This window comes from Hymenobacter tenuis (assembly GCF_054780495.1).
The window spans coordinates 860,542-886,613 of the sequence record NZ_BAAGWF010000004.1 but is presented as its reverse complement, the minus strand read 5'-3'; the positions used below and the strand labels follow the sequence as shown (position 1 = coordinate 886,613).

Genomic DNA, 26,072 nt, shown 5'->3' with positions numbered 1-26,072 from the left:
GGGTGGGCGGCAATACTTGTTCAAAAGTACGGCAGCCCTTCCCCTATCGATAATCTTAAAAGGTTATAGGCAATTACTTTAGGTTATACTGAAGCTGGGCATACCGCAGAAACCGCTCGGCGGCCCTAGGCAATGGCTGCCCCTGAACCCACAGCGCCTCGAAGTTGCGCGGCAGCTCCAGGCCCTCAATAGGCACAATTTCCAGCAGGCCCGCTTCTAGTTCCCGTGCTAGGGCCCTGCGCGACACAAACCCCAGGGCTTCGGGCGCCGCCTCGAGGTAAGATTTAATGGCTTCGGTGTTGTCGAAATAGAACGCCACTTGCAGGTCGGTGAGCTTGATTTTCTGCTCGCGCAGGCCAAACTCCAGCACTTCTAAGGTGCCTGAGCCCCGCTCCCGCAATACCAGCGGGTGCGCTATGGCTTCCGGAAGCGACATGGGCTGCGCAGGTGGGCCGCCTGGGGTGGCCCGGCGCACGGCTACTAGCTCATCGGCCAGCAGTGGCTCGTAGTGCAGGTCGCGGCTTTTAGAGCGGCCTTCCACAAAGCCTAGGTCGAGCTGGCCGTGCAAAATGGCCTCCGCAATTTGCTCGGAGTTGCCGTTGAGTAGCGTCAGCTCTACCTGGGGGTAGCGTTTCTGAAAACCGGGCAAAATGCCAGGCAGTACATATTGAGTTAGCGTGGTGCTGGCCCCGAGCCGAAGGCGGCCGGCGGCTTCGCTGTGCAGGTTGTGCAGCTGCTCCGTGAGTTGTTCGTGCAGCTGGGCTACCGCATCGGCGTGGGCCAGCAGCAAGGTACCGGCCTCGGTCAGGCTCACGCGGTTGCCGCGGCGTTCAAACAGGCGCTGCCCGTAGGCGCGCTCTAGCTCCCGAATGTGCTTGGTAATGGCTGGCTGCGAGATATAGAGCTCCTGTGCTGCCTTGGTAAAGCTCAGGTGCCGGGCCACCGACTGGAAAACGCGCAAACGAAAATCGGGCATGGGCGCAAGGTACGCGGCAGAATAGCACCGGAAAAGGGCGCAGAAACCGCTACCCTTCCCTGCCATGCTGAGCATGGCGTTCGGCTTGGCTTGACGCAGGCCGCATTTCACGACCGGCCGCTTCTGCCTACCTTGCTTTCCCCTTACTTCAGCCCACATGAAAAACTATTTTCTGACGGTACTGGCCTTCCTGCCCCTAGGTGCCGCCGCCCAACCAACCGTATACACCCCTGAGCTGCTCTGGAAACTGGGCCGCCTGGGCGAAATGCAGGTGTCGCCGGACCGCAAAACGGTGGCCTACACCGTCACGCGCTACAACCTCAGTGAAAACAAAGGCAACTCCGACATTTGGGTGGTACCCGTGGCCGGCGGCGCAGCCAAGCAACTGACCAATACGCCTGATTCTGAAAACACATTGAACTGGCGCCCTGACGGCAAGCTCACGTTTATTTCCGGTGAAGGCGGCTCCGACCAACTGTACGTCATCAACCCCGATGGCTCGGGCAAGCAGAAGCTCAGCGAGTTCAAGGAAGAAGGCTTGGCCAACCTTAAATACGCGCCCAAAGGCAACTTTATCCTCTACACCCAGGACGTGAAAACGGGCCAGACGGTACAGGAGATGTTCCCGGATTTGCCCAAGGCCGATGCCAAAATCATTGATGACCTGAACTACCGCCACTGGAACGCCTGGGACGACTACAAAGCCTCGCACGTGTTCTTCCAGCCCCTAGGCACTGATGGCCGGCCAACCGGCTACGGCAAAGATGTAATGGCCGGTGAGAAATTCGACTCGCCGCTGCAGCCCCTAGGGGGCTCTGAGCAGCTAACCTTCTCGCCCGATGGCTACCGGCTGGCCTACACCTCGCGTAAGCTCACGGGCAAGGCCGAGGCCGAAAGCACCAACTCCGACATCTACCTCTACGACATTCGGGAGGGTAAAACCCTGAACCTGAGCGAAGGCATGGGCGGCTACGACACCGAGCCCGTCTTCTCGCCCGATGGCACTAAAGTGGCGTGGCTGAGCATGGCTACCCCCGGTTTTGAGTCGGACCGCAACGGGATTGTGGTGTATGATTTCAAAACCAAGAAGCGCGAAGACATCACGAAAGGCTCGGAGCAGACGGCCGCCAACATTCGCTGGAGCCCCGATGGCAAAACCATCTTTTTCGTGAGCCCCCTGGAAGGTACCGAGCAGCTGTTTTCGGTGGCTAGCAAAGGCGGCAAAGTAAAGCAGCTAACCAAAGGTGCCTTCAACTACAACTCCTTTGAGCTGACCGGCAACGACGTGGCCATCGTGAATAAAACCACCCAGGCCCTGCCCGCCGACCTGGTGCGCGTAGACCTGAAAAGTGGCCGCGAAACGCCACTTACTACCATCAACCAGCAGGAGCTGGCCGGCATTAAAACCAGCAAAACCGAAGCCCGCTGGGTGAAAACCACCGACGGCAAGCAGATGCAGGTGTACGTTATCTATCCGCCCGATTTCGACCCGAGCAAAAAGTACCCAGCCCTACTGTACTGCCAGGGCGGCCCGCAAAGCCCCATTACGCAAAGCTTCTCGTACCGCTGGAATTTCCAGCTGATGGCGGCTCATGGCTACATTGTGGTGGCCCCCAACCGCCGTGGCCTGCCCGGCTTCGGCACTGAATGGAACAACAGCATCTCCGGCGACTGGGGCGGCCAAGCCATCCAGGACTATCTCTCAGCTATTGATGCCGTCAGCCAGGAGCCGTACGTTGACAAGGCGCGCCTGGGCTGCGTAGGTGCTTCGTATGGCGGCTACTCGGTGTACTACCTCGCCGGCAAGCACGAAGGCCGCTTCAAAACTTTCATTGCCCATTGTGGCCTCTACAACCTCACCAGCTGGTACCCTAGCACCGAGGAAATGTTCTTTGCCAAGCAGGACATTGGCGGCGCCCCCTGGGAAACGCCGCTACATAAATCATACACCGATTTCAACCCCCAACAGTTCGCCAAAAACTGGGACACGCCGCTGCTCGTGATACATGGCGGTAAGGATTTCCGGGTGCCGGAGGGCCAGGGCATGGAGGCATTCGGTACGGCTCAGCTCCGAGGCATACCTAGCCGGTTTCTGTACTTTCCCAATGAAGGCCACTGGATCAGCAAACCCCAAAACTCGGTGCTCTGGAACCGCGTGTTTTTTGAGTGGCTGGGCCGCACCCTCAAGCCTGAGGTTCAGGCCGCTAAATAGACAATAGCAGTTCTTGAATTTTAAACGGGACACTACCGCTGAGCTTCCTCAGCGGTAGTGTCCCGTTTTATTTTTTAACCTGATGAATTTGTATTTATTTACCACAGCAGCAGCTCTTCCTACCCCTAGTGTATGTGGTTACGTTTTAGCTTTACCTTCCTTCTGGGCTGGTGGTTGACAGGGTGCGTAAGCACCTATGCTGCACCTGAGCCGGGCAAGCTCCTCCGCGACACGCTTCTGCTGAAAGACCCGAAAGGGCCGCATATTTCTGAAGCCTACCGCTATTACACCGAGCCGTTCAGTGTACCACCCGACCCCAACCAGGTAGAAGCGCAATGGCGGGCGGGCAAATTTAAGCCCGGGCCCTGGCACAAAACCCTTAACCTAGGGCTGTTGCATGAGCGTGTTTGGATGCGGCTAACGGTGCGCAACACCGAGGCCCAGCGCCTGCGCTACTTCTGGAGCATTTTCAACTTCACTGATAGCGCCGCGCTGTATTGCCGCCGCCAGGGCGAAACCACCTTTAAGAAGGTGGCCGCCTCCAGTTCCTGGGTTCCGGCCTCGGAGCGGCCAGTTCCCGCTCGTTCCCTGAGCTTCCCCTTTACCCTAGCCCCTCACGAGACGGCAACCCTGTACCTGCGCATCGATCTGCACGCTGGTGCCCTCTACCTGCCTACTTACATCGAGACGGCCGAGCACTTCTTGGCCTGGGAAATGAACTTCCCCTTTGAGCGGCATTGGGTCTGGATGCTGGGTTTTTACTTAGGCAGCGCCCTCTTTGCGCTCGTGCTTTTCGCCTTCCTCCACGACCAAATTTATATCTGGTACGTGGCGTATGTGGCGTGCGTATTGTTGTTTTTGATGATGGAAGATGGCCTGGATGCCATGCTACTGCCCACCAGCTTGTACCGGCTGATCTGGACGGTAGGCCAATTCAACTTTATGGTGCTGGCAGCAGCGGCGGGCATCCATATTATGCAGTTGTTCTTGCGGCTGCGCGGCGGCTGGCCCCGCTTGTATTGGAGTGGCCGTTGGTTGGCGCGGGTAGCGGTGCTTTTTGTTGTGCTGTATGCCAGCCTGTTTCCGTGGGCCGTGCGCAACAGCCCGGAGGTGTTACAGGTATTGAATACCACCCGCGAGCTGGTACTGCTGGCTCTGTTCGGCTATAGCTGGGCTACTCTGCTGATTGTGGTGCGTACGCGGCGGTGGGGCCAACTGGCGGCGTATTACATGCTCACATTCTTTTTCTTTTCCAGTGGCTTTGCCATTTTCTGGAGCAACCACGTGGGGTTGAGCAGCTTCAACCCCATCTATCCTAATCCGCTGGCGTGGGGCCTGTTTCTGGAGTTGCTGGTGCTGAGTGCCCTGCTCACGGGCCGCTTTCGGCACACACTCAAGCAAAACGCCGACTTACGTATTCGGGAGCTGCGGCAGCGCAACGAGCACAGCGCCCTGCTCATTGCGGCCCAAGAAGAAGAACGCGAGCAGCTGGCCCGGGAGCTACACGATGCACTGGGCCCGAACTTGGCCGCGCTGCATCTGGCCTGGCAGGGTCCGGCGGTTCGGCAGGCACTGGCCACCTCCCCCGAAGCGGCCAATGCGGGCAAACAAGCCGAGCTGCTGCTCCGACACCTGCGTGACGAGGTACGCACCTACAGTCACGCCCTGCTACCTGCCGAGCAAGGACAAGACAGCCTGGCTGATTCTGTAGCTGCCTTAGGCGAACTGCTCAACCTCTACGGCAACCCCATGGTGGAGGTCCACTGTGATGATGGCCTGGATGAGCTACCCCTTCAGATTCAGAAAGCGGCTTACCGCATTGCCGCCGAGCTGCTCAACAATGCCGTGCGCCACGCCCGCGCCAATACCGTTACGGTGCAGCTGCAACGCCAGCCAACCGCCCTGAGCATAACCGTAGAAGACAACGGCCGGGGCTTCGAACAGGATAAGCCGTATGCTGGTATCGGACTGCGGGGTGTGCAGGCACGCGTGAACTACTTGCACGGCCAACTTTCTATCCGCAGCTCCCAACAGGGCTCTTGCATTGAGGTGCTACTACCCTGCTGATAGCAGCTCATATACTTCAAGGGCCTAGGTTGAGCTGAGCAACTTTCAGCAAAACGCCAGCCTGAGTATGAGTGGGCTTGGCTCTTGGCAGGGCAACCTCTTGTGAGGGTTTACCGTGTGCGGCACCCTAGGCGCTTACTTCAGCACGGCTTCCGTGACTTTGCCTATATCACTGCTGACTTTCTGGATAAACTCCAGCTGCTCATTCAGCAGCGGATCAGTGGGGGGCGCAGCGGCGGCGGAAGCGGCCGGAGCCTCCGGGCTAGCGGGCGCCTCCGGCTGCTGCGGATCGAGGCGGCGAAGGCTACGGTGCAGGGCTTGCTGGGCCTGGCGCAGAGCTTTTTGGCCGGCAGCGGGCAGTGAGGGGCGCATATCGCCGGCTAGCACCGCGGAGGTAATGGAGGCCACATTGGAAGACAAGATGTGATTGAGCACCACAAACTCGTGCACCTCGGTGGGCCGGTGCTGCTTGGCGCGCGGCTCCGACATCATGCGCTGAAAGGCCGCACTCAGGTTGGCAGAACTTACATACACATCTTTCCGGGCCAGCTTGTAATCCAGCACGGCCACGGCCGAGCCGCTGAGCGCTTCCTGCAACGTGCGGAGGTAGTGCAGGTTGGCGCGCAGTACGGCCTTCAGGTGGTCGTGCAACTGCCCCGACTCCCAGTTCGGAAACAGCAGATAGCCCGTTGAGAAGGCAATAAAGCAGCCCAGCACCGTATCAAACACCCGTTCTTCTACCACCTGCACATAGCCCAGCCCCAAGAAACTAAACAGAATCAGGATAAAGGGCGTCATGAACGTGACGGTTACTAGGTAGTTGATGCGCGCAAAGCTGAAGGAAACTAGCATGCATACCACCAGCAAGGCCAGCAGTACCATATGGTCAGAAATCAGCCAGAGCATAGCGGCGCCGAGGGCTCCGCCCATCAGAGTACCTAGTACGCGCTGCACGTTGCGCTCTTTGGTGAGGCTGAAAGCGGGCTTGAGCATGTAGGTGATGGTCATGAGTACCCAATAGCTATGAGTACCAGGCAGCACCTGCGTTATCAGGAACCCAATAAGGCAGGCCACAAACATGCGCGCGGAATGCCGAAAAATGCTCGACTGCGGCGTCAGGTGGTCGCGGAGCTGCTTGAGGTCGAAGCGTTGGTGCGCCACGAACCGCCCGAACTCCAGCTCTCGGCCAATGGGCGCCTTAGCCGTCGTATCGAAGTAAGCCCGTACATCCTGGAGGCGCTGCGTGAGGTTGCGCAGGTTTACCAGAATCTTTTTGAGCATGAGCGTGTAGCCGGGTTTGCTAGGGTCCTCGAGGGCGTCAATCCGGAGCTTGAGGTTTTCGAGGCCGGCCATCAGGTCGCGGCCGGAGGTGTAGCCGTGGTTGGCCTGAATGGCAAAGCCGATATTTTCCAGCTCGGCGGCGCACTGCTCAATTTCCCGGGCAATTACATCCAGAATACCGGTGCCCTCAAACCGCTGATGCAGGGCACTGTAATCGTGGTAGGTAATGGTAATCTGCTCGTAGAGGTCTACTACATCTACAAACGTGAGCACCAGCCGTCGGCCCGTGCCGGTCGATTCGCTCATGAGTTGCCGGGTTTTGAACAGCAGCTCGCGCACGGCATCCTGCTTTTCATTTACCGAAACCTGCTTGGCTAGTAGCTGCCGGTAATCCTGCTCCAGGTTGGTGCCCGTGCGGTAGAACTCGGCCTTAAGGCGCAGAAAGTCGGCAATGGTACGGATACAGTCGCCGAGGGCTTGCTGGGCCGGGCGGTACGGCCGCAACCGATCAAACAGCACCGTAACGCACAAATACCAGAAGCCGCCCGCTACAATTAGGGCCGCGTACGGGAGCACCTCCGCTGGTGCCAAAGGTCGCTCCAGCATCAGGATAATAACCAGTAGCCCAGCCGTACCTACCCCGCCGGCCCGGTTGCCATACACCAGCAGCATGGTAAACACAAAGCTGGCTACTACCACCTCTGCGCCCAGCAACCACTGATACGGGTGCAGAAAACCGGTAATGAGGGCCATTATTCCGATAAGCGCCGTGGCTGCCAGCATGCCGTTGCGCTTGTGCACCATCGGGCCCGGCGCATCGGTCAGGCTAACGCACACCGCGCCCAACGATACCGTTAGGCCCGTTACTAGGTCGCCTACGCTGCCTAACACCAGGCCGGGCAGCAGAATGGAAAGTGTGGTCCGCAGACCATCGGAAAATTCCTGGCTGGAAAAGAAGTACTGAAAGGAACGTACCCGTTCGTTCATGATAGCCGCGCCGAAAGTAAGACCCGGCTTATACGCACGAGGCCCGGTTCGGGAGGGAAAGGTACAACAGTCCAGCTAGTCAACCGGCGCCAAATCGGAATTTGCGGGGCCATTCATAAGCTTGCCCAACGCATTGAAGCGCGAGCCATGGCACGGGCAGTCCCAGCTTTTTTCCAGGCCGTTCCAGTGCACCACGCAGCCCAGGTGGGGGCAAATGGCCGAGCATTCGTGGGTTTTGCCTTTGGTGTCTCGGTACACAGCCACTTTCGTGATGCCACGGCGCAGTACGGCTCCGGTACCTGGTGCAATATCAGCCTCGGTGCTCACATCGCCTCCCGTGAGCAGGTCGGTGTACTCAGCGGCTACGTTTACGTTTTCGCGCACGAACTCCTTCACTGATTCCGGTTTCAGCGTTACCCGGCCTGGGTCATACAGCTTGGCCCAAGGATTTTCGCGGCCCAGAATCAGGTCGGTGATGATGATGGGGCCGAGCGTACCGTGGGTCATACCGTGGCCCGAGTCGCCGGTGATGATGTAGATATTCTCTGCATCCAGCGGGTTGCGGCCCGCGTAGCCGAGCCCGTCATTGGGTTCCATCACCTGTCCCGACCAGCGAAAGTCGATTTTACCGGCTGTGGGGAAGTGTGCTTCTATCCAAAACTCCAGACAGCGCAGGCGGTCTGCGGGGTCGTCTTCCTGTCCGGTTTTGTGGTCTTCGCCGCCCACAATCAGTAGGTCATAGTCGGCGTTTTCTACCTCCTGCAGTCGGATGTAGTGATAGGGGTCGGCAGTATCCCAGTACAGCGCTTTGGTTATCGAGCCTTTCGGGACGCGGGCACCTACCACGTAGGTGCGGTACGGGCCCTGCTTGGTGTGCATCACTACTCGGTCATTGAAGGGCGTGTTAGTGGCTACTACCACCGCTTGCGCGCGCACCTCTTTGCCTCCTGAAGTGACCACCCTAGCCTCCTTGCCGCCGTGAACCTCCTCCACGTGGGTTTTCGTGAAAATTTGGCCGCCTTGCTCTTCAATAGCGCGTACCAAACCTGCTAGGTACTTTAGAATGTGAAACTGGCCTTGGTTTGGAAAAACAAGGCACTCACCGGTCTGGAACCCTTGGGCGCCGGCATCGGGGAGGCGTTTTACATTCTTGAGGCCAGCCCGGTGCGCGGCTTCCAGCTCCTCGTCTAGCTCCTTGGGTGTGCCGCTCTGGGGCAAAAACAGGTAGCCAGGCAGACGAGTAAAGTCGCAGTCAATATTTTCCTTCTTGACAATTTGCTCGATGCGGTCGACGGCGGTTTGATGGCTTTCGGCAGCTAGGCGCGCGCCCTCCTGGCCAAAGAGCTGTTCCAGGGTCGAATACCGATCATCCAGTGCGAAGCTCAGGTGGGCCGTGGTACGCCCCGATTCGCCGCTGGCCAGCTCGCCATCTTCCAGCAACACTACGTGTTTGCCCTCTAGGCCCAGCAAATAAGCGGTGGTAAGGCCAGAAATGCCGCCCCCTACTACCACCACATCGGCCGTCAGATTTTCGCGCAAGGCTTGGAAGGAGGGCAGTGGGGCCGCCGTGGAAAACCACGAGGAAGTAGTAGCACCGGACGTTTGGGTAGGGTTGGGCTGGGGCATAACGGCAGTTGGTCAAGGTTCAGGATAGAAGTCCTCTGACGTACGCCTCCTGCTCAGCTGGGGTTAAGGTCGAGCTTGAGGCTGAAACCAGTTTGGGTACGGTTTCAGCCTAGCGGGCACCTAGTACAGAATGTCCTCTATTGGCTCCAGCTTGTTGGGCACTTCCGTTTCGCCTAGCATCTGGCGCAGGTCTATTTCAATGGAGCGGCAGATGGCCGTCATGGGCACATCGTTCATGTTGTTTTCGAAGGGGTTTTCGCTGTTGTGTCCCACCGTTTCGATGGTGGAAAACACCCACGACACCAGCACGGAAAAGGGCACCGTAAGCCAGATGTGGTTGGGGCCCATTTTGGCAAATTCCGTTACCAGCCCTAGGGGCATAACGGCCGTGAACAGGTACACGAACAGCATGCTAAAAAAGGCGTACTGACGCGGAAAAGGCGTGTTCTTGATTCGCTCGCAGCCACCCTGCAGGTTGTAGAGCACCTCAATGGTGTTCATCATGGTCACGTGCTGGAAATCGTTGAGCAGGCCTCGCTCCTCCCGCAACATCCGGAGGGCGGCGGCCTGTTGTCGCAGGATTTGAGCCGCCGGGTTGGCCGTTTGCCGCAGCCGCTCCGATTCTTCTTCATCTAGGAAAGGCGCTACGGCGGCATCCCACTGCTCAGGCTGGCGCCGCAAATGAATGCGCAAGGCGTTGCACCACGCAATTTGGCGGTACACCAGGCGGCGGTGGCGGTCGGTCAGCTCCTCGGCGGTAGCGGCGGGCGCATCAATGCCGGGCGCATCCACCACGGAGGTAATAAACTCTAGAATCTGGACGGCGGCCGTGCGGCTGCTGTTCACGATGCCACCCCACAGCTGCCGCCCCTCCCAGAACCGGTCATAGGAGCCGTTATTTTTAAAGCCTATATAAAAAGCCACCGCCGTACCCAGCGTAGCCGCCGGTTGCCACGGAATTGCTACCGAATGGAAATTCAGAGGCCCGTACACGATGCATACCAGCAGGCTATACACAGTGAAAATCACGATGGATTTCCAGCCAAGTTTCCAGATAATATGCAGGCGGAGATTTTCGCGGATGTACACAAGCTAAGCGTTAAGAGACCAGAGAATATGGTAAACGGCAAGATAGAATTCGGCCATTAACCTCAGATTAAACCACGTTAATGGCCTTACGTCTTCTCTGCCCTTACGCAACAAAGCCCCTTTACAGCCGAGTTACATTCCAGATCATTTACCTAGCTAGTCCAGCACTATACCCATCAGGCGCATCAGTTGGCTGGCGTTGAAGGAGCGGCACACACCCGGGGTCAGGTGGTAATCAAAGTGCAGCGTACCGTCGGGGTTGAGAAACGAGTTGAAGCTCACATTGCGTACGTGCTCAGGCAGTTCCTCTTCCAAAGCAGCTAGCTCCAGATCGTGGGTACTGATAAGGCCGCTGGCGGGCCGCTGGTGCAGCTGGTGTACCAGCGCCCGGGCTCCGCGGTGGCGGTCCTCGGAGTTGGTACCCTTCAAAATTTCATCTAACAGATAGAATACGGGTAGGCCCCTGGCTTCGCTGCCCGGAGCTGTTAGGTCGAGTAGCAGGCGCAAGCGCTTCAGCTCGGCATAGAAGGAGGAAGTGCTTTCGGCCAAGTTATCGTTGGTACGCATGGCCGTGTACACCTGCGCCGGGCCGCACTCAAATGTAGCGGCGGGCACTACCGCGCCGGCCTGCGCCAGCACCAGATTCAGGCCCACGGTGCGCAGAAACGTGCTTTTGCCCGCCATGTTGGAGCCCGTGACTACCACCGTTTGGCCAGACCCAGCCATATGGAAGTCGTTGCGCACGCCGGTTTCAGCAAACAGTAATGGATGGCCCAATTGCTCGGCCGTTACCGTGAGGGCAGCGGCCGTTACGGCAGGCTCCGCAAAGCTGGGGTTGGCGGCCCGGAAAGCGGCTAGGCTCACCAGCGCATCCAACTCGGCCGCGGCCTCCAGCAGCGGCTCCAGCCCGTGGTGCAGGCGGCGTTTCCAGCGCTCCAGCTGCCACATGCCCCACAAATCCCAGAGCAGCAACGCATTCAGTACGCCCGCCACCGCCGGGTTTTGCCGCGCCGAAAACCAGCCGGATACGGCCGATAAGCGACCTAGTAACTTGGCTGCGGCCGTACCACCCGTATCATGCAGCACGCGGTGCAACCGGCGTAGGGCAGGACTTTGCCAATTTCCGGCTTCAAACAGGGCGAGTTGGTCCTGCGCGGCCCGCAGCGCATCGCGCATGATGGTGACGTGCTCGTAGTATTGCAGCCGGATGGTGGCGAAGCGGGCGTTGAGGGCAGCGGTAAGCAATAACGCCAGCAGTGGCAGCGTGCCGTAGCCATTCAGGGCGGCCACAACGGCACCAACTGCCAGCACCGGGAGCAGCACCAACAAGGGCAAGAGCCAAGCTCGGGAGGCAAAAAAATCTGGTTCGCGCAGCCACGCGGCAAACTCTCTGGGGTCCGATTCCTGGCGGGGGTAGTGGCGGGCGCGGGCCTGCCATTCTTGCTGCCAGGCTATATCGGGCGCTAACTCGGCCGTAGCCTCCTGCCGTTCACGCACGGTTGCGGGTGTGGCGGGGGCTAGCAGCCAGCCGGCCAGCCAATCCTGGCCTAAGCGGGACGTGCTGCGGTTTAGCAGCTGGAACAGGGAATGGTCGCCGAATACATCTAGGTCAGCGACGTAGGGGTGCTGGGCATCTAGGTAGCGGCGGCCGGGGTCGAAGCCGCGCAGTTGCCCCTGTAGGCGCGCCAGTTCGTCGTGGTTTAGCTGCTTTAGCAGGCGGTGATGCTCGCGCTCATACCCCACCTGCGTGTGCCAGCGCACCAGCCCAATAAACGCCAGATATGTGCCCACTACCACTCCAACGCCGGCTCCCACGTTGCCGTTGCTAAACAGCAGCCATGCCCACACGCCAGCCGCCAGAAACAGCGCTACCCTCACCAACGACACCAACCGATGCCGGCTGGCGAAGTAGTTTTCGCGCTCGGTGTGCCGCGCAATGGCATCCTGAAATAACTCCGCCGGCGCGACGGAAAACAAACGAAACTCGGGAGAGGTGGGCACGGCAACAGCAACAGGTGAAGCCGCGAAGGTACGGCGCGGAACCGCAAGCCCGGAAGGCAGCCGCCCACCGAGCAGAACTATGTAGCAGGCTTTAGTGCATCAGCAACCCTAGCGAAATACTCTATTTTAGTAGCGCAGCTGAAACTCTGCTCGGTGCTGGTGCGGTTCTTGCGCCAGTGTGTTATCCTCTCATTCGGTTTAATTTCTATGCCACATTCGTTTCGCGTGCTTTTACTGGCCGGTTTACTCTTTTCTGCCGCCCCATCCTTCGCCCAGAAAAAACTCAAGTACCCCAAAGCGCCGGCCGCCAGCGAGATTTATGATGCCGTAGAAAAGCCTGCCGTGCCCCTAGGCGGCATGGAGGCCTACGCTCAGTATCTCGGCGACAAGCAGCAGTACCCTACTGAGGCGCTGCAGGCCGGGGTGCAAGGCACCGTGTCGGTTACGTTTGTAGTGGAAAAAACCGGCTCGATTTCCAACGTAGCCGTGGCGCAGCCCGTTAATCCGCTCCTCGACGCGGAGGCTATTCGTTTGATAAAAGCTGGCCCCCGCTGGACTCCGGCCCAGCACCGCGGCGGCGTGGTACGCCAGCGCATCACGGTGCCCATCAGCTTCCAGATTCCGGCTGATGCAGGAAGTGGCGCTACCGGCGCGGCTGCTCCTGCCAACTCTGCTAGCCCCACTACCCAGGTAGTAGCCCCCGATCAGCCCGCCCGCCCGGTGGGTGGCACCGAGGCCTTTTTCGAGTGGATTCAGAAAAACCAACGCTACCCCGCTCTGGCTCGCCAGCGCAAAGTGGAAGGCCGCGTGATGATGGAATTTATCATCCAGAAAGATGGTACCCTCTCCGATATCAAGCCAATCAAACGGCTAGGCTCCGGCCTCGATGAAGAAGCCATCCGGCTGATTAAGGCCGCGCCGAAGTGGCAGCCCGCTACTTACAAGGGCGAGCCAATGCGGCAGAAGATGGTACTGCCGGTCGTGTTTAGCCTGTAACAGGTAATGCTTGGGTTGCAGCCGGGGCACGGGGTAGTAAATTTCTGGCCTGTTCGCAAAAGCCTTTTTGCGGCGGCGCGGTTATAGTAGCTACCTCATCCTTGTGCATTTGCTGGCCTGTTTCTTCGGATAAAAAATCAGGCTACCCGCTTGGATTCTTGCAACCGCTGGGGAAACCAGCATCTCCTTTTTAAAATACTTTTCCCTCATTTACGTCTGCCTGGATATCCAGGCTGCCGAGCTCAGGTCTGGCTGTTGTTCCGGTCTGTTCTTGCTCCTTCCTCATGCTTTCGCCCCTGCCGCTTGTTTCTGCCCCGCCCGTCGCTTTTGGTACTCCGTTGCCCTTGCCTGCCAGCTACCCCATCTGGCCCTACCAAGCGCGCTTCCGACAGGCGGCCCAAACAGTAGCGAATGGCATTTTTGAGGCTCTCGATGAAGACTTGGATGCGTATGTGCTGCTCTTGGCCCTCGCCAATAACCCTGACGCCGAGGACGAAGTAGTACCTACCTGCCTAGAGCCCATTGATTGCGGCCTCGACACCACAGCCTTTGCTGAGGCTCAGGCCCGTGGCCGCTACTACCAGTACCTGCACCCCTGGAACTCCCCAGATCGGGAGCTGATGAGCGAAGAGATGATTCAGCGGAAGCAAGCTGCCATTGGACTTCGGCAGGCGGTGCAGGAAGTGCTGGACGAGGTGATGTCAGGCGGGCGCTACGTGTATTTTGCGGGCGCGCCGGTAGCCATCAATCAGCATTCAGTGGTGCCCGTATTGCGCCTCAACCGCAAGGCCATGAAGGCCTACCCTACCCTCGAAAAAAACCGTTACTACACCGATGGGCGGCTCCTTTCGCACTCCCTACTGATGGCGGCCGTCATTCGGTTCCATGAGGAGTGCCTGAAGTCATTGACGGAACCAGAACCCGGCTCCGGCCTGCTGGTACGCCCGCGCGAAACCGACGAGATTATCCGCTCTGCCGGCAAGCTCTTTATGGATACGCCCGCGCAGGACCTGGGCACCAATCCGGCCAAAGCCAAGCTGTTTACTACCTGCAATACCATTTCCTCGTTGCGGTATGAAGGCGCCGAAGGGGTAGGAAAATTGCTGCTGGCCCGGCGCGGACACCCTAACCTGACGGAGGTATTTGCGCTCACCTGCCCCACGCCCCTCACCGATTACCGGGCCGTACGCAAGCTACTCGAAATGGCTACTGCCGATGTAAGCCTGCTGGCCGACGGAGAAAACGTGTACGCCTTGGGCCGGCAGGTTGGCCACTACGATGCTAGCCGCGAAGATTTGTTCGTCATCAACTTCGTAAACCACTACGCCTGGGAGTTTCACCACGGCGGGCAGGTACTGATGCGGGCTCACTACGGCATGCCCAGCCTGCCCCGCACACGCCTGCACCGCGCCCGCTTCCGCCGCGACCTGAAACATACTTTCCAGCTCACGGACCCCGCCAAGGTGGAGCGCCTCTGGGATGTAGTGGTAGAAGCCAGCCGCCAAAAGCACGGCACGCTCTTGGTCATTACCACCGAAGCATTGGCCGAAGCCGACCGCCTGAAGCTGCAATGCACGCTCATTGAGCCCGTGCCCCTAACGCCTCTTATCACCCGCCTCGTGACGGCCATAGATGGCGCCGTACTCCTCGATCCCGAGGGCTACTGCTATTCCATTGGGGTTATTCTGGATGGCAAGGCCTCGGGGCACGGCACCAGCACACGCGGGGCCCGCTTCAACTCCGCCATCCGGTACGTGGAAAGCTCGCCGTATGCGTGTCTGGCCATTGTGGTAAGTGAAGACGGGCTAGTAGACGTTATTACCAAAGAAAGCCTGCGGGAAGAGTAGCCGGCACCTGGCATTAAACGGGTACTGCTCTGGTTCATTACTAGTGCAGTACCCGCTTTTTTATGCCTAGGCACGCAAGTTTTAGCAGTAGCTTGCAACGCCGGCGGGGCAGTGTGCGCTCTGCTTGGCAACTTTTATCTATATATCAGAATGAATAAAGTAAACAGTATCCTGGCCGGCGGGCTATGTGTAGTAGGGCTGTTTTCCTGCCAGAAAGAACAGGAGCCCCAGCCTGTAGAAAACATTATCCCATTGCGGGTTGGCAACGAGTGGACTTACCGGGTGTATCAGTACGATGGCGACGGCCTTATCTACGACTCTACGGCCACCTATACCCGCAGCGTACTGCGGGATACACTCATCAACAAAAGCACCTGGTATATCCTCAATGACCGTAGCATTGTCCAGAATACGGCGCAAGGCTATGCGTATTATAACGTAGCCGGAAAACAAAGCCTGCTAGTGTACCCGGGCAGCACCATGGGCGGCATAGGCTACGGCTATAAGTACCCGGCCTATGATTTATGGGTATATACTCTCTCGGGCAGTATTCCGCAGCCTGTGCCGGCTTCCAAGAAGAACTTTGTGGGCAACCTCTTCAAAGTGGAGTATCAGTTCACCTACCCTGGCCAAACAACTGCTCAAATTCAGAAGCGCGAAGATTGGATTGTACCCTCCATAGGGCTAGTACGGTGGGACACTTTCTTCCGCGACTCCGACAAACTGCAGCGGCGTCTGGAGCTCATCAGTTATTCACTGAAGTAGCTACTGCGCAAGCATTTTACTCACGGCTTGGCATGAAGCGCGTGTCAGGCCAAGGGGTTACATACTGTATTGTGGTTTAAAGTAAAACGGTACCTAGTAGGTGCTGAGGCTCGTCATGCAGGTTCTACATTTTACCTAATCCAGCGGTAATGAAAAGAGCTTCACTGGAAAAGGAGGCAGCCTGATACCCCGCAACGCCAGCTTATGACAGGACATTTCGCTGTAACTCCTCTCCCTACTTCTTGGCCCGGAAAGACCATGTAATGCGGAACGTGGCCACTACGTCGCCAGCCTGGTCATGGCCCGTGCTGGTACACACCACGGTACGGCCTTCGCCGGTAGCACGGCTTTCGGCTATGGCCTGCCCAATGGCGGCGCCATCTTCGCTAGTGAAGCAGATGAGCCCCACGGCTTTTTTGGTGAATTGGGCTTCTAGCCCCACCACCAGCATGGAAACCGGGGAACCACTTTGCACGTGCATCATGGCTAGCAGGCCGCTGGCCATTTCAGCGGCCATACTCAGGCAGGCAAAATAGATGCTCCGAAACGGATTCTGGGTAAGGTATTTATACCCTACCGTCACGGTAGCACGCTCCGCCGTCAGCTCAGCCACCCGCAACCCCGCCAAGTACGCCATCGGGAGCCGACAAAGCATGAACAGCCGCAGCTTCAGGGGGTTGCTGATGTCGCGCCGGAATTTCTCCATGCGAGCAGTGTTGGGGGCAGCGGATATACTGGTGTTGGCCTCCATGATGCGGCAAAAAAAGAAGGATGAAACAAAGCCTGGTAGCTTATCAAGTTAGGGTCTTTTCCGGGAACGAGAGGCTGGCTTAGGCTTTTCAGCCGGATACACCGTCAGCTCTTTATAGCCGAACGTGGGGTCAGTTTCGCGGCGAAAGTCCAGCTCAGGCAGCTCGCCAATCACCAGCTCCACGGTGGTGTATACCACGTTGCCAGCGAGCAGGTGCCCGCCGATGGTGCGGCCCGTAGAATCTGAAACGGACAGGTGCAAGTGGCTGCCATTTACGGACAAAGTGCCCACCAACGATACAATCTCGAAGTGCCCCTGATAAACGGTTGAACCTTCTTGGTTAGCTAGGCGCAGCGTTGTGGTGGTCAGGCTTCCGACGCAGGTTACCACTGCCGCTGCCTTCATGTTGTGCTGGGTGGTGAAGGCCAGCAGCTCCTTCCGGAGGTCTTGGCCGGGCCGTAGCCGCAGGGCATAGGTGCGCATAGAAGAAACCGGAGCAGAAGGCCGTTGCATAGAACCCGAAACAGTTTGCGCCGCTACTGTGGTGGCACCAAGGCCCAGCAGAAACGCGAGAAGAAGTATACGCATTGGGGGCAAGGTAGCCAGACAAAAGGGTAGAAAGCGAATCAGGCGCCTGATTCGCTTTCTACCCTTGAGGTAACTTTAACGCCAGTGTAGGCCTAGTAACTTATCTACCGGTTAAAGCTCACGTTGCCGTACCGAACCTTGATATTCACGTTACTAGGGTTGCGGGTGGGGGCAACCCCAAAGCTGCCCTGCATATCACTAGACGACGGACTATTAGCCTCTGAATCTACCTTCACCAAGCGCTTATCCACGAGCAGCTTGCCATGGTCGGTATTCACATCGAAGTTAAAACCGGCGCCATCGGGAAAATTGAGTAGAATGGTGCTGTAGCCGCCTTCCACGTTGATGTTCTGGAAGTTTTTGCCCGTGTTCCGAACTTCAAAGTTGGGGCAATACTGCAGCTTCATATCCAGCTGATGGCTGAGCTTATCGATACTAAAGCGGGAGTAGCCGGAATACCCTCGCAGGTTGCGGACGGTGCCCAGCACCACGTCACCGTACTTGCTATGCACGGTTAGGTCTTCTACCGAGCCAATATCAATGTCGGAGTAGTTGTTGCGCATCTCTACTGTACCAGCTTCCGTGAGGCGCAGCTTGGAGTAAGATGCCTCAATGGTAGCCCGCCGGGCATACGGTACGGCGCACTGGGCATTAGTGACTTTTACCGAATTCCGAGGGCCCTCCAGGCGCGCCGTGCGCAGGTGGCCATACTCAATGGCTAACTCTGTGGCGCCCGTCAGGTCGCCCGTCAGGCTAATTTCACCGAAGGTATTGTGCAGCGCTAAGGGCGTGTTCTTGGGCACCCACACCGTGTAATTTACCTCATAGAGCTTGGTACGACTCCAGCACTCCCGCGGCATGGCACCAAACGTAGAGCGGGCCACAATACCACCGGTGGTTGCATCCTTGTCTTGCACCTGCACCTGAATCATATCCTGGAGCTGCTGGGCTTTCTCCTCCGTATCGGCGCGCGTAATAATATCTACATCGGTGCGGATTTCAGCCCGATTCCAGACGTTTACCTGCACCCGGCCGTAGCGCGTGTCCAGGGTATAGAGCTTGGTAGCGCTAGCGGGAAATGTGCGGCTGATTTTGCGAACCTTCTCAACTGCCGGAGCAGGCTGTGCTTCATCCTGCGGACCTTGCGCAGTGCTTCCATGCCGGGCATCGGCGGGGTTGCCTTGCTCCTGATGGGCTAGCGGCGCTACGGCCGGCTGGCAGTAATGCAGCACAGTGGGCTCCACTGCAACGGGGGCCTGCGCCCGGCCCGTGATGCCAGCCACGCTCAGCAACCCGGCCAGCGGGAGCAGGCGCCCCAATCGACCGATGGAAAGCGAGAGGTGGCGCATGGTTAGGGAGTCTGGCGGCTGTCGGCCACTATAAAGGGTTGGGTATGGTAGTCACGAACTTGTTCGCGGGTGCGAAGCTGCTGATTCAGCAGGTCAAGCCGGATTTGCAGGTTGCGGTCCATAGCTTCCAGCACCACACTAGGCTCGGGGTTACGGTAAAGCTCACTGCGCAACTGTTGGTAGGTGGAGTCCAAGTTAGTCAGCTCCTGTTGCCAATCGGCAGTTGGTGCAGCGGCCGGCGTTGCTTTATCCAGTTCGCGTAGTTCCTGCTGACGCTCGGCAATTTGCGTTGCGTAATATGACTCCATGCGTTGCACGGTGCTGGCCAGGCGCTGCTCGGGGCCAGCTGTAGCCGGCGTTGCTGTGAGGCTGGGGCCAGTATACAAGCTATGGTCGGGGGCAGCAGTTGGGCTCACCGTCCGCACTACGGCTGATTGACCGGTGCGGGTCCAGCGGGTTGCGTCAGAGTGGTTCTGCCAAAACCAGCCGCCAACCATCAGTAGAGCTGCTACCGCCGCTGCTACCCCATACGGGCGCGCCGAGCGAATAGCCGCCATATCGGGGGTAGCTGCCGCAGCAGTAACTACGGTTTGAGTAGTCGGAGCGGTTTCAGATTCGTACAGGGGTAGTACGCGTAGGGGTGCCGCCTCGTCCTCAGTGGTAGCCGAAGCTGCCAGGTCGAGTTCAATAGCATCCCACAAATCGGGGCGCGGCTCAAAGGCATCGAAGTCGGCGCGGTGGCGCTCAACAAAGGCTTCCAGTCCGGTTTTCTTCTCGTTCATGTCAGGTGGTAAAGGGCACGTTGCATCCCGGGGCGGCAGCAGGCTGGTCAGGAAATGGGGCGGGCCGGCAGCGGCCACCGCGTGAAAGGGCAACGGAAAGTGAGGTCGAAGGTAAAATCAGGTCAACAGATGCTTACAAACCGTGCTGGCGGGCTAGCTCCAAAAGCTTTTTACGGGCCCGGCTGTACTGTGACTTCGAAGTAGATTCAGTGATGTTAAGTATACCGGCAATTTCGGCGTGGTCGTAGCCTTCCAGCAGGTACAGCGAGAGGACCACCCGGTAACCATCCGGTAACTCCTGCACGCAGCGGCGCACCACATCGGCACGCCAGCCCATTTCCTGCATATCGGGACCAAAGTCGTCGGCGTCGGACGCGGCACTGTCGTGCTGTTCGCCTAGTGGCACCAGTTGCAGGCGTCGGTTGCGCAGGCAATTAATGCTTTTGTTGATGACGATACGCTTCAGCCAAGATCCGAAGGACGAATCGCCTTTGTAACTATGCAGCTCGCGGAAAGCACTCAGAAACGACTCCTGCAATACATCCTCGGCCTCGGCATAGTCGCCGGTGATGCGCAACGAGGCGTTGAACATGGCTTTGGAGTAGCGCTTGTAGATTTCGGCCTGGGCACGCCGGTCGCCCAGCCGGCACCGCTCAACTAGCGGGGCGTTAATGTCGGTATACGCGAATGCCTCCATAGGGTGCAGGGTTGGCGGGTGTTCGGAAACAGGTGAATCGTAAATATCCAACTTTCCGGGCGAAAAACGGCGAGTGCTTTCTGGTAATCAGATGAAAGACAGGGCCGGCGGAGCGAGGTTGCACTTAGTTTACAAGACACCCAATAATCGGGGATTGTTCATTTGCTCAAAGCGTCTAAGTAGTACTAGGTTGTATTGCCACTTTATTAGCCAATAGGCTTAGCGGTTGGATTTGTGTCGATCAATACTGCTTTATACCTCGCAACCTGTTTATTTACATCTTGCTATTTACCGTGTAATCTTTGCTGGTTAGTAATGAAAAAACTTATCCTCTGTCTGAGCATCTTAGCTAGTGTAGCTGCCTGCAGTAAAAAGGAAGCTGAACCTACCATTGACTTCGGTCCTGACGATGGTATCACGCAACGCGACGGCAGCAACAAAATTTACGGCGCCATAGATACTACTGACTGGACTGCCGACGCGACCTGGACCAAACAAGAACAGAAGCTATTCACGGTTCCGGTCGATTTAGAAGCACCTTCTCCCCGTGGTATCCAGACGCGTGGCTTCTTTCCTAACCCAACCACCCTGAAGCGCGGCGGCGGTTTCGGGTTTTATGGGATTCCATTTGGGGCTATGTGGCAGATAGTTTTCGTCGATAAAAATTATAAAGTGGTGCATAGGCTAGAATATGGCCCATTTAGCGTTGCTGATGCTTTGTTTTCGTTTGAATTTCCAGCGAACAAGTTCGCGCCTAGTACTACTTATCGGATGTACTATATCCTGTTCAGCACCTCTCCGGCCACCTTGTATTTGAAAGGGCACGGCGATATTCAGATTGCCTTGTAGTGCATAGGACTACAAACAAAAAGCCCGACTAGAAAACCAGTCGGGCTTTTTTTGTATCATCAGATGCTGGGCCTAGTCCACTTTACACATCAAACTTGATGCCCTGGGCTAGCGGCAACTGGTCAGAGTAGTTGATGGTATTCGTCTGACGACGCATGTAGATGCGCCACGCGTCGGAGCCAGACTCACGCCCGCCGCCGGTTTCCTTTTCACCGCCAAAAGCACCACCGATTTCGGCGCCGCTCGTGCCAATGTTTACGTTGGCAATGCCACAGTCGGAGCCGGCGTGGCTGAGGTAGGTTTCTGTCTCGCGCATGTTCAGGGAGAAGATGCTGGACGAAAGGCCCTGCCGTACGCCGTTCTGCACCGCAATGGCATCCTCTACCCCACCGCTGTACTTAATCAGGTACAAGATGGGCGCAAAGGTTTCTTCCTGCACGGTGTGGTACTCGTTGCGGGCTTCTACTAGTGCCGGCTTCACGTAGGTGCCCGTTTCGTAGCCCTCGCCTTCCAGCACTTCGCCGCCGATGAGCAGCGTGCCGCCTTCGGCCTGCACGGCTTCCAGGGCTTTGCTGAACGACTCCACAGCTGCCTTGTCAATCAGGGGGCCTACCAGGTTGCCATCCTGTAAGGGGTGGCCGATGGGCAGGTTTGGGTAGATTTTAAGCAGACGCGCTTTTACATCCTCGAAAATGCTGTCGTGGATAATGAGGCGGCGCGTGGTGGTGCAGCGCTGTCCGGCGGTACCTACGGCGCCAAACACCACGGCACGCATGGCCATGTCCAGGTCAGCGTGCTCTGTCAGGATGATGGCGTTGTTACCGCCCAGCTCCAGCAAGGCCCGGCCCAGGCGGCCACCTACTACCTCGCCTACCTTTTTGCCCATGCGGGTGCTGCCCGTGGCGGATACCAACGGTACGCGCGTATCGGCAGCCATAGCGGCGCCAATTTCGGCATCACCCACAATCAGGCTGAAGACGCCCTCGGGAATGTTGTTTTCCTCCAGCACTTCTTTCAGAATGTGCTGCACGGCCACGGCTACTAGGGGCGTTTTTTCGGAAGGCTTCCAGATGCTGACATCACCGCACACGGCAGCCAGCATGGCGTTCCAGCTCCATACCGCAACCGGGAAGTTGAAGGCCGAAATAATGCCGACTACTCCTAGGGGGTGGTACTGCTCATACATGCGGTGCGCGGGCCGCTCGGAGTGCATGGTGTAGCCCGTGAGTTGGCGCGAAAGACCCACGGCAAAGTCGCAGATGTCAATCATTTCCTGCACTTCGCCGAGGCCTTCTTGCAGGATTTTGCCCATCTCGTAGCTTACCAACTTGCCCAATGGCTCCTTAAACTGGCGCAGCTTGTTGCCAATCTGGCGTACAATTTCGCCGCGCTTGGGAGCAGGCATCAGGCGCCAAGTTTTGAAGGCTTCCTCGGCTTTCTTTACTACCTGGTCGTAATCATCGAGGGTTGCAAAGGCTACAGAACCAATCAGGCGGCCATCAGTAGGCGAGTGAATAGCGCGCGAATTCCCGTTGGAGGCGCCGCCCCAGTGCAGGCCGGTACTCCAGGCTGGGCTATGCGCTTCAAGGCCGAGCTCCTGCAACACCTGCCGAATACCGTGGTGATCATGCTCCTGCACATCGGTGCCGGTAGCGGCAGCTTCTTCGAGGGCTTGTTTCATGGGAAAGGAAATATGAGTTGGGTGGAAATTGCGAAAGCGGGGTACTGCTGATGAAAGCAAAACTAGCAAAAAGCCCCTACCTCTCAGCGTATATCCCTCCTGCTTCGCCCGAGTTACCTGCGTCCGGCATCGTACTAGGCCTGCTTCGGCTTTAAACCCCATCAGGAAATAAAAAACCCTTCGCCAGACGGCGAAGGGTTTCTTTCAAAACACTACCTAGGGCAAGCTTATTGGGCCTGACCAATGGGGTAGTACGCTTTGCGGCCATCGGGGTAAACGCCTTCTACTAGGGCGCCATCCGTTGCCTTAGCGGCTTCGAGGTAGCGCTGCACATCCTGGGGCTTGGTCACGCGGTTTTTATCGATGCGGGTGATAATGAACCCGTCGGCAATACCGGTTTCGCGGAAGTTGGATCCTTTGATGCCGTTGATTTTAGCACCACCCTCAATGCCGAGCTTGTTTTGCTCCTGGCGCGTTACCGGAACCAGCGTAGCACCTTCATACTTCAGCGTAGAAGCCACTTCCTCCCGAATAATATCGGTGGTACCGGTGGAGTTGCGCAGTGTAGCCGTGGCCGTACGTTCTTTCGAGTCGCGTAGGTAGGTTACCTTGATTTTGTCGCCGGGGCGGAAGCGGGCTACCTGCTCCTGCAGCTGCGAGGAGGTATTCACTTTCACGCCATTGATTTCCGTGATGATGTCGCCTTCCTGCAGGCCCGCATCAGCGGCCGAGCTGTTTTTGCCGGCACCCATCACGTACACCCCGTTCAGGGAGCTCAGCTTTTTCTCAGAAGCCAGCTGGGCATCTACCTCCCGGATTTGTACCCCTAGCAGAGCCCGCTGCACTACTTTGTACTTCAGCAGGTCGTCAATAACCTTGCTTACAATGGAGCTAGGCACGGCAAACGAGTAGCCTACAAAGGAGCCCGTCTGGGAAGCAATGGCGGAGTTGATACCAATCAGGTCGCCGTTTAGGTTTACCAGTGCACCACCCGAGTTACCGGGGTTCACTACGGCATCCGTCTGCAGGAACGACTCAACGCCCATGCCGTCTTCGCGGCGCAGGATGTTGATGTTGCGGCCTTTCGCGGAAATAATACCCGCCGTTACGGTGGAGTTGAGGTTGAACGGGTTGCCCACAGCCAATACCCACTCCCCTACCTTCACGTTATCGGAGTTGCCGTACCGGATGAAAGGCAGGTTGTCGGCTTTTACTTTAAGCAGGGCTAGGTCGGTGGTGGGGTCAGTACCCACTAGCTCGGCGGCAAACTTGCGCTTATCGTCCATCACCACCTCAATCTTATCGGCCTTGTCAATCACGTGGTTGTTCGTGACGATATAGCCATTTGCAGCAATGATTACGCCGGAGCCGGAACCCTGCTGGGGCCCCTGCCGACGGCCCTGGTACTGATCCAGATCCTCGCCGAAGAACTGCCGCAGGAAAGGATCCATGCGCGACATATCGTTCTGGCTGGCTTTGGGCGCATACTCGGTCATGACGTGTACTACTGCCGGAGTGACGGAAGCCGCCGCGGCCGTAAAATTCAGGCCTTCGGGCACCGCGTACGTGCTGCTGCGCAGCTCACTGGTGTAGCGAACGTTGGGGTCGGCAGCTACGGTCTGCGGCGCAGAAGAGCGCTCGGGTTCCAGCAGCTTGTACCCACCCACGGCCACGCCCCCGCCCAGAATAGCGGAACCGAGCAGGCCGAGCATCATTTGTTTTGCTTGCATGGGTAATGAAAAGGTGAGATGAATGATGTCAGTTTGAAAATACAACAGAATTGTGAGCGAACCATGAACTGGTGGCTTACTTCAACTGCGGTATTACTGTTTTGATGACTTGCTAACGCTAGATACCCTAGGGATGGTGTCCGGTTGCATGGCTGTTCAGGGAAGAAAATGGCCCGTTGGTAGATTATTTATCTTAGCCAAACGCTACCTGCCCGTTTCCGCCCTTCTTTTTCTATAACACACTAGCCAAGAAAAAGGCACCAACATAGGTGCCTTTTTCTTGAAGATCAGTGCTTAGCGAATCTCAATTTGGTGCTTCGTGACCTTTTTGCTGTCAAAGGGAAGCGTCAGTTGCAGCACACCATCTTGAAGCTGCGCCTCAATGGCCGTTACCTCAACTGTGTCGGGGAGGCGGAAGGAGCGGGTGAACGAACCGTAGCCCGACTCTACCCGCCGGAATTTAGGACCATTTTCAGCAGGCTCTGGCGCTTTCCGTTCGCCGGAAATAGTGAGCTTACCTTCCTGGAAATCAATCTTAACGTTCTCCTTCGCTACGCCGGGCAGCATCAGATGAATCTCAAACCCTTGCTCTGACTCTACAATATCAGCCTGCGGAATGAAGCTAGCTGAAGGAGCCGTTTGGGAAGGAAGAGTTTCGCGCAGCATCTCGTTTAGTACGGAGCTAATGGCGCGGGCAGGACGTAAGGCAGGCTGGTTGTTATAAAGCAGAGTTGCCATGGTAAGTATAAGTTGTTGTTAGAGTTACGGTCAAATGCTATGTCCATCCGGACACATGTATCTCTATAAAATCTATACCAACTGCCTACTAGCCCCTTTATTATGACGTAATGTCACTTAATGAAATTTGCCCTCACGCAACACTAGGTACAAAAACCTGTTAAACCGCCTAAATTTCATTTAAAGACACTTTATGAGCACCTCCTGTTGCTGCCACTTTGTCTTACAAAAGAGCCTAGTGCTGGGTAGGCAATTGTCGGCGGTCAGCGTTTTGGGCATTGCCGCCTAGGGTCATGCGCAAGTCGAGGCCCAGGATGGGCTGCGTATAACGGCCTTTTCCTCCCGGAATGGTAATCGTACCGTTGCTGTCGGTTTGGGTCAGAGAGAAGTAATAGTTGCTTTGCCAGGCAAACCACGGCGTGAAGTCGATGCGTGGCGAAAGACGCACGCCAACTTCACCACGCAAGGAGCTGAAATCAATAACCCGCTCCTTGAGTTCGTCTTCATCGCGCTGAAAACGCAGATAAGCCTGGGGCTCCACGGAAATGCGCGGGCGCAACGCTACCCTTTCATTGAGGGCAAACACCTTGTCTACATCCAACCGCAAGTTGGCCAAGGCCCGGCTCTGGGGTCCGGTTTCGCCGGGTATCCAATACTCTAGGCCCAGGCGCTGCCGAAAGTTAACGCTGCCGAGCGTAGCCCAATGCCGCAGGAACACCTGCGGGCGAATATCTACCTGTATATCCGTAGCATCGGAGCTGCGGTAGGTATCATAACTATCCGCCCTTAGCTCCGCTCCCCAGCTCCATTGGTCACTCCAGAAACTTTCATACCCCACCCGTACACCTACCTGGTCCAGTTGGGTACCCCGGAATGTTCCGGTCTGGATGGGTGCGCGCAGGGCCAGTAGCACGTAATCATCACCTGACAAGGCAACTTCGGCCTGCACCTCCGGTAGCAGCCCCAAGTTGCCGGTAGCCCGGCGTTGGGCTTTAGCTGAAGCAGAGGTGAGCAGCGCCAGGGCGGCTAGTAGTACTGGTAGAATTCGCATAGAGATAGA

General features: G+C 57.4%; 20 protein-coding genes. 6 read left to right on the top strand and 14 right to left on the bottom strand.

The features are described 5' to 3' along the window. Positions 1-73: 73 nt before the first annotated feature. Positions 74-976: a LysR substrate-binding domain-containing protein gene (locus tag ACYVGU_RS17405; protein WP_460623084.1), complete on the bottom strand. Its 903-nt coding sequence runs from the start codon at positions 974-976 to the stop codon at positions 74-76. Positions 977-1,133: 157 nt separating this feature from the next. On the opposite strand from ACYVGU_RS17405, the gene ACYVGU_RS17400 reads away from it, so the two are divergent. Together ACYVGU_RS17400 and ACYVGU_RS17395 are read left to right on the top strand one after the other, a co-directional pair. Continuing rightward, positions 1,134-3,188, top strand: coding sequence for an alpha/beta hydrolase family protein (locus tag ACYVGU_RS17400; protein WP_460623083.1), 2,055 nt, complete (start codon positions 1,134-1,136; stop codon positions 3,186-3,188). A 132-nt stretch (positions 3,189-3,320) separates the two neighbouring features. Next, the gene (locus ACYVGU_RS17395; protein ID WP_460623082.1) at positions 3,321-5,255 is read left to right on the top strand and encodes a sensor histidine kinase; all 1,935 of its coding nucleotides are present in this window, start codon (positions 3,321-3,323) and stop codon (positions 5,253-5,255) included. 135 nt (positions 5,256-5,390) lie between these two features. Here ACYVGU_RS17395 and ACYVGU_RS17390 read toward each other — a convergent pair whose 3' ends face one another. The 4 genes from ACYVGU_RS17390 to ACYVGU_RS17375 all read right to left on the bottom strand — a co-directional run bounded on the left by ACYVGU_RS17390 (position 5,391) and on the right by ACYVGU_RS17375 (position 12,239). After that, positions 5,391-7,523 (bottom strand): FUSC family membrane protein, encoded by a 2,133-nt coding sequence (locus ACYVGU_RS17390; protein WP_460623081.1) that lies wholly within the window; start codon positions 7,521-7,523, stop codon positions 5,391-5,393. 75 nt (positions 7,524-7,598) lie between these two features. Further along, the gene (locus ACYVGU_RS17385) at positions 7,599-9,149 is read right to left on the bottom strand and encodes an FAD-dependent oxidoreductase (RefSeq protein ID WP_460623080.1); all 1,551 of its coding nucleotides are present in this window, start codon (positions 9,147-9,149) and stop codon (positions 7,599-7,601) included. A 120-nt stretch (positions 9,150-9,269) separates the two neighbouring features. Beyond that, positions 9,270-10,238 carry a bestrophin family protein gene (locus ACYVGU_RS17380; protein ID WP_460613891.1) on the bottom strand — a complete coding sequence of 323 codons (969 nt, stop codon included), beginning with the start codon at positions 10,236-10,238 and terminating at the stop codon, positions 9,270-9,272. Positions 10,239-10,394: 156 nt separating this feature from the next. Further along, positions 10,395-12,239 carry a P-loop NTPase family protein gene (locus ACYVGU_RS17375; RefSeq protein WP_460623079.1) on the bottom strand — a complete coding sequence of 615 codons (1,845 nt, stop codon included), beginning with the start codon at positions 12,237-12,239 and terminating at the stop codon, positions 10,395-10,397. A 207-nt stretch (positions 12,240-12,446) separates the two neighbouring features. On the opposite strand from ACYVGU_RS17375, the gene ACYVGU_RS17370 reads away from it, so the two are divergent. The 3 genes from ACYVGU_RS17370 to ACYVGU_RS17360 all read left to right on the top strand — a co-directional run bounded on the left by ACYVGU_RS17370 (position 12,447) and on the right by ACYVGU_RS17360 (position 15,847). Further along, a complete protein-coding gene (locus tag ACYVGU_RS17370; protein WP_460623078.1) occupies positions 12,447-13,235 on the top strand; it encodes an energy transducer TonB in 789 nt (262 codons plus the stop codon). Positions 13,236-13,519: 284 nt separating this feature from the next. After that, positions 13,520-15,082 (top strand): DNA integrity scanning protein DisA nucleotide-binding domain protein, encoded by a 1,563-nt coding sequence (locus ACYVGU_RS17365; RefSeq protein WP_460623076.1) that lies wholly within the window; start codon positions 13,520-13,522, stop codon positions 15,080-15,082. 150 nt (positions 15,083-15,232) lie between these two features. Further along, positions 15,233-15,847, top strand: a complete 615-nt coding sequence (locus ACYVGU_RS17360) for a hypothetical protein (protein WP_460623074.1) — start codon at positions 15,233-15,235, stop codon at positions 15,845-15,847. 235 nt (positions 15,848-16,082) lie between these two features. On the opposite strand, the gene ACYVGU_RS17355 is transcribed toward ACYVGU_RS17360, so the two are convergent. From ACYVGU_RS17355 to ACYVGU_RS17335, 5 genes are all read right to left on the bottom strand, one after another. After that, on the bottom strand, positions 16,083-16,598 hold the full coding sequence (locus tag ACYVGU_RS17355) for a PaaI family thioesterase (protein WP_460623073.1): 516 nt from the start codon (positions 16,596-16,598) through the stop codon (positions 16,083-16,085). A 48-nt stretch (positions 16,599-16,646) separates the two neighbouring features. Further along, entirely contained in the window at positions 16,647-17,186 is a 540-nt protein-coding gene (locus tag ACYVGU_RS17350; protein ID WP_460623072.1) for a PPC domain-containing DNA-binding protein, read from the bottom strand. Positions 17,187-17,290: 104 nt separating this feature from the next. Next, positions 17,291-18,535, bottom strand: a complete 1,245-nt coding sequence (locus tag ACYVGU_RS17345) for a hypothetical protein (RefSeq protein ID WP_460623070.1) — start codon at positions 18,533-18,535, stop codon at positions 17,291-17,293. A gap of 2 nt (positions 18,536-18,537) precedes the next feature. Next, entirely contained in the window at positions 18,538-19,317 is a 780-nt protein-coding gene (locus tag ACYVGU_RS17340; RefSeq protein WP_460613880.1) for a hypothetical protein, read from the bottom strand. 133 nt (positions 19,318-19,450) lie between these two features. Next, a complete protein-coding gene (locus ACYVGU_RS17335) occupies positions 19,451-20,014 on the bottom strand; it encodes an RNA polymerase sigma factor (RefSeq protein WP_460613879.1) in 564 nt (187 codons plus the stop codon). A 315-nt stretch (positions 20,015-20,329) separates the two neighbouring features. Between ACYVGU_RS17335 and ACYVGU_RS17330 the strand changes: the two genes are divergently transcribed. Next, entirely contained in the window at positions 20,330-20,863 is a 534-nt protein-coding gene (locus tag ACYVGU_RS17330) for a hypothetical protein (protein ID WP_460623069.1), read from the top strand. 82 nt (positions 20,864-20,945) lie between these two features. Here ACYVGU_RS17330 and amaB read toward each other — a convergent pair whose 3' ends face one another. From amaB to ACYVGU_RS17310, 4 genes are all read right to left on the bottom strand, one after another. Then, on the bottom strand, positions 20,946-22,544 hold the full coding sequence (gene amaB / locus ACYVGU_RS17325; protein WP_460623068.1) for an aldehyde dehydrogenase family protein: 1,599 nt from the start codon (positions 22,542-22,544) through the stop codon (positions 20,946-20,948). Positions 22,545-22,771: 227 nt separating this feature from the next. Continuing rightward, entirely contained in the window at positions 22,772-24,274 is a 1,503-nt protein-coding gene (locus ACYVGU_RS17320) for a Do family serine endopeptidase (RefSeq protein WP_460623067.1), read from the bottom strand. Between the two features lie 294 nt (positions 24,275-24,568). Beyond that, complete coding sequence (locus tag ACYVGU_RS17315; protein ID WP_460623065.1) at positions 24,569-25,012, bottom strand: Hsp20/alpha crystallin family protein; 444 nt, start codon at positions 25,010-25,012, stop codon at positions 24,569-24,571. Positions 25,013-25,247: 235 nt separating this feature from the next. Continuing rightward, entirely contained in the window at positions 25,248-26,063 is an 816-nt protein-coding gene (locus ACYVGU_RS17310; RefSeq protein ID WP_460623064.1) for a hypothetical protein, read from the bottom strand. Between the last annotated feature and the right edge of the window lie 9 nt (positions 26,064-26,072).